The 4,301-nt window shown below is 71.1% G+C and carries 4 protein-coding genes; 2 read left to right on the top strand and 2 right to left on the bottom strand.

The genetic code is table 11. The annotated features are described in order from the left end of the window. Positions 1-231: 231 nt before the first annotated feature. Complete coding sequence (locus OKW78_RS16440; protein ID WP_369335045.1) at positions 232-1,524, bottom strand: TIGR00341 family protein; 1,293 nt, start codon at positions 1,522-1,524, stop codon at positions 232-234. 87 nt (positions 1,525-1,611) lie between these two features. On the opposite strand from OKW78_RS16440, the gene OKW78_RS16435 reads away from it, so the two are divergent. Both OKW78_RS16435 and OKW78_RS16430 read left to right on the top strand, forming a co-directional pair. After that, complete coding sequence (locus OKW78_RS16435) at positions 1,612-1,863, top strand: hypothetical protein (RefSeq protein ID WP_122105566.1); 252 nt, start codon at positions 1,612-1,614, stop codon at positions 1,861-1,863. Positions 1,864-2,037: 174 nt separating this feature from the next. Then, the gene (locus tag OKW78_RS16430; RefSeq protein ID WP_281196137.1) at positions 2,038-2,919 is read left to right on the top strand and encodes a homoserine kinase; all 882 of its coding nucleotides are present in this window, start codon (positions 2,038-2,040) and stop codon (positions 2,917-2,919) included. A 56-nt stretch (positions 2,920-2,975) separates the two neighbouring features. On the opposite strand, the gene OKW78_RS16425 is transcribed toward OKW78_RS16430, so the two are convergent. Continuing rightward, positions 2,976-4,193 carry an arginine deiminase family protein gene (locus OKW78_RS16425; protein WP_281196136.1) on the bottom strand — a complete coding sequence of 406 codons (1,218 nt, stop codon included), beginning with the start codon at positions 4,191-4,193 and terminating at the stop codon, positions 2,976-2,978. Positions 4,194-4,301 lie beyond the last annotated feature (108 nt).

Raw genomic sequence — 4,301 nt, 5'->3', positions numbered from 1 at the left:
CGCGGCGACGATCCGTTGGAACACCTCGTCCGACGAGAAGCGGTCCCGGACCGCCTCGCCGACGGCGGGAGCGCCGCTTCGCGATCGCTCGACCACCTCTCGCATGGAGTCGTCGTCGGGGTCGGTGGGGTCCGTCACTGCCCTACACAGGGTGACGCCGATAAAAAGTAGTTGCTCTTCCGGCCGGCCGTGATCTCACGATCGCTTCGGAATCGCTCGGTTCGAGGCGGTTCACGCCCGATCGACGGTCACCAGCCGGACCTCCACGCCGGGGGTCTCCCCGGTCACTCGCTCGATGCGCGCCTCGAGACCCGTCGCCACTCCTTCGATCGAGACGCCGGGCGGCGCGCCGACGGTGACGATCACGCGATCGGTCTCCCGCGGCGGGATCGTCCCGGTGCGTTCGATCTCCAACTCGAGCAGCTCGGCCTCCGGATCGAGCGTCGCCAGTTCGTCGCCGACCGCGTTCCGGACGTCGGTCTCCGTCGTGGTCGCGACGTAGCTGTCGTAGGTGACCCCGCCGAGGAAGACGCTCAACACCGCGATCGCGGCGACGAGGACGGCGACGCGTTTCACGACCGCCGCCCGCGCGTCGTCCTCGCGGAACCACCGCTCGGGGCGGTACCCCTCGTACCACAGCATCACGAGCGCCGCGAGGTTGATCGAGAGGACGTTCACCGCGACGATAACGCCCGCGCCGAGCACGAGCCGCGGGATCGAGAAGGCGATCCCGATGCCGACGGCGGCCGCCGGCGGGATCAACGCGACCGCGATCATCACGCCAACGAGCGTGGCGGAGACGCCGGTCATGAGCGAGACGATCCCCGCGACGCCGGCCCCGATCGCCACCGCGAGAACCAGCACGTTCGGGGCGAGCCGCTCCGCGACCTCGGCGAGTTCGAGCGGGTCGAGGCCGGGCGGGACCAGCCCCAGCGTCCGGAGCGCCACGGCGAACAGCGTCGCGGCCGCGACCGCGACCGCGACGCCGAGCACCTGCATCCGCACGCCCCGCCGGAACATCTCCTCGTCGTCAACGACGGTGCCGATGGCGGCCGACATCGCGGGCCCGATGAGCGGCGCGATCACCATCGATCCGACGACGGTCGCCGGCGAGTCCAGGAGGAGCCCGGCGGTCGCGATCACGGCCGATATCACGGTCATCAGGACGTAGGTCCGCATCCCCGAGGCGAGGTCGTCGGCCTTCGCCTGGAGCTCCTGTCTCGATATCCGGTCTTCGTCCCGCTCGGACTCCTCGGCGTACTCGGCTTCCAGCTCCTCGAAGCGTCGAGAGATGACCGTCTCGGCCGCGACGATGACCGTGTAGGTTCGGTCGTCGATGCCGGCCTCACGCAGCCGCTCGAGGACGGGCTCGACGGCCGTCTTCGGCAGGGGGAACATCGCGACGCCCGTGTACTCGCGGTTGCTCGTCTCGTCGGTGACGACGTAGTCGACCCCCTCGTCCTCGAGCGCGCGCACGACCGCCGCGCGCTTTCCCGCCGGGATCATGACCTGTACGAGTCGCACGATCCGTCGTCTCTCCGGTGCGGCTTATAAGCGAGGGTCGTCGGAAACGGAACTTTAATGCGCGAATCGCTCGCATCTCCCGACGAGATGCTCTCGCCGCTGTTCATCGACACGTTCCTGCTCGATTATCACCTCGGGCACGTCCTGTTGCTCGCGTTCGTCGCCTCGCTGCTCGGGGCGCTCCCGCTGAAGTCACAGAAGGTGATCGCCGCGGTGATCATCACCTTCGGCCTGATATTCTCGATGTCCCCGTTCACCACCATGCCGGCGACGTACATCCTCCTCGGGATCGGCCTCGTGGTGGTCGGACCGCTCCTGTGGACCACGGCCGACTCGTAACGTCACCCTCCGTTTCGACGCCCCTCCGTCCGCGTTCGACACCCCATCGCCTCTCCCGCCCCCACCGTCTCCTCCGCCTCCAGCGTTTCTTCCGCCTCTCCCGTCTCTCCGGTTCGTGACCCGCCGCCGACCGCGATCCCGCTCCTTTTTGACGCCCCGGAGTAACGCCTCCGCATGGTCACGGTACGGGCACCCGCAACCAGCGCGAACCTCGGGAGCGGCTTCGACGTCTTCGGGGCGGCGCTCTCGCGGCCCGCGGACGTCGTCACGGTCGAGCGGGCCGACCGGACCACCATCGAGGTGACCGGCGTCGGGGCCCAATACATCCCGGAGGACCCCGACGGCAACACCGTCGGGGCGGTCGTCGAGGCGCTCGACGCGCCCGCGCACATCCACATCGACAAGGGCGTCCGCCCGGCGTCCGGGCTCGGCTCCTCGGCGGCCAGCGCCGCGGGTGCCGCGGTCGCGCTCAACCGGCTGTACGACCGCGGGTACTCCCGCGAGGAGCTCGTCCCGATCGCCGCCGAGGGCGAGGCCGTCGTCTCCGGCGTCGCCCACTCCGACAACGTCGCGCCCTCGCTGCTCGGCGGCTTCACGATCACCACGACCGACGGCACCCACAGCGTCGACGCCCGCGTCCCGCTCGTGGTGTGTCTCCCCGACGTGGCGGTCTCGACGCGCGACGCCCGCCGGGTCGTCCCCGAGACCGCCTCGATGGACGACCTCGTCGAGACCGTCGGCAACGCCGCCACCCTCGCGGTCGGGATGTGTCGCTCGGACCCGACGCTCGTCGGCGCGGGGATGAGCGACCCGGTCGTCACGCCCGAGCGCGCCCGACTCATCACCGGCTACGACGCGGTCCACGACGCCGCGCTCGCGGCCGGGGCGACCGGCGTCACGGTGAGCGGAGCCGGTCCCGCGGTCGTCGCCGCCTGCCGCGAGCGGGACCGGCAGGCGATCGCGGCCGCCATGCTCGACGCCTTCGCCGACGCCGACATCGACGCCCGCGCCTACCAGACCCGGATCGGCGAGGGCGCGACGGTGTTGGAGGAGTAGCGTCGGACGGCTCGAACGGTCGAACCGCCTCCCTCACGGTCCGCAACCCGATCACTTCACGACCGCCGGATCGGGGAGGTCATGCAGTGGATCCCGCCGCCGCCGTTCGTGAGGTTCTCCGGATCGAGGCCCTCGCCGTCCGGCAACACCTCGACGCCCTCGCGTTTCAGCCGCTCGATGGTCCGATTCTCCTCGGGGTCGTACTCGCCGTCGTCGGTCTCGTAGATGGGGAGGACGGTCCCGTCCGCGACCGTGAGGAAGTTCGTCGCCCACCGCTCCGGGTAGGGCGCGTCGATCACCTCGTAGCCGTGGCGGTCGAGCAGCTCCGCGAGCGTCTCCTCGCCCCGGCGCTCGTACCCGTCGCCGGCCCGCTCGAACACCTCGACGGTCGCCGCCTCGATCAGCGGCTCGCGCGCGACCGCGAGCCCCTCGGCGGCGACGTTGAGCCAGCCGTCGAGGTGGAGCAGCCGCGAGGAGGTGCCGTGTTCGGCGGCGAGCCGCTCGTCGGCCGCGAGCGGCGGTCGGACCAGCCCGACCTCGTCGTAGCCGACCGCGCCCGCCTCGAGCAGCTCTTTCGCCCCGTCGTAGGTGGTCCGGAACACGGTCTCCTCGCCGTCCTCGAGCGCCGAGGTGCCCACGAGCGCGAAGTCGCCGAGCGGGAGGAAGTCGCCGCCCTCGAGCGTTTCGGTCGCGCTCGTTCGGTGGGCGATCTCCGCCCCGCGGGCGTGCCAGGCCGCCTCGATCAGCGGTCGCTCCCGTCGGCGCGTCGCGGTCCCGAGCCGCGGCAGGATCGGGCCGCGGTCGCCGACGAGCTGGCAGTCCCGCTGGAAGTAGAGGTTCGTGACCGCGCGGTCGACGCGGACGCTCGTGTCGGGCGAGTCGGCGTCCTCCGCGCCGCCCGTCCGCCCGACCGTCGGCCCCAAGAGAACGGTCTGGAGCCGCTCGTAGGCGGACGCGTCGCGGAGGTTGTCGGCGAGTTCCTCGCGCGTCGGCGGGGCGGGACCGCCGTCGTCGACGTCGATCGCCTCCGTCAGGAATTCGTTGAGAACGCCGCCGTCGGCGAGGTCCTCGTGGAGGTGGCGGACCTCGACGCCGGCGTCTTCGAGAGTTTCGACCATCCGCCGGTGCTCGCGTTTCGCCTCGCGCACGGAGAACGGCCGGGCGAAGTGGTTCGGCCCGGGATCCATGGCCCCGATGGCCCCCTCGACCCCCGGTTCGTGGACTCGTACCGTGCGCAACGTGTCGTACTCGGCCTTGACGGTCGGTTCCGGCATGCGATGGTGTCGCGTACCGTGGTCGGGCCGATAAACGGATCGGTCAGTGGAGACGAAGTAACGACCGATCACAGTGCGGTGGCGCGCCGGTGAGCGCCCGAACGGGCG

Origin of the sequence: Halorubrum sp. F4 (genome assembly GCF_027257195.1) — an archaeon.
GTDB lineage: Archaea > Halobacteriota > Halobacteria > Halobacteriales > Haloferacaceae > Halorubrum.
Note: the sequence above shows the minus strand (reverse complement) of the source record. Positions and strands in the feature narration are given on the sequence as shown.

Bases quoted from the DNA above. Each gene is read 5' to 3' on its own strand.
- OKW78_RS16435 (WP_122105566.1), top strand. From the start codon at position 1,612: ATGCTCTCGCCGCTGTTCATCGACACGTTCCTGCTCGATTATCACCTC.
- OKW78_RS16430 (WP_281196137.1), top strand. From the start codon at position 2,038: ATGGTCACGGTACGGGCACCCGCAACCAGCGCGAACCTCGGGAGCGGC.
- OKW78_RS16425 (WP_281196136.1), bottom strand. From the start codon at position 4,193: ATGCCGGAACCGACCGTCAAGGCCGAGTACGACACGTTGCGCACGGTA.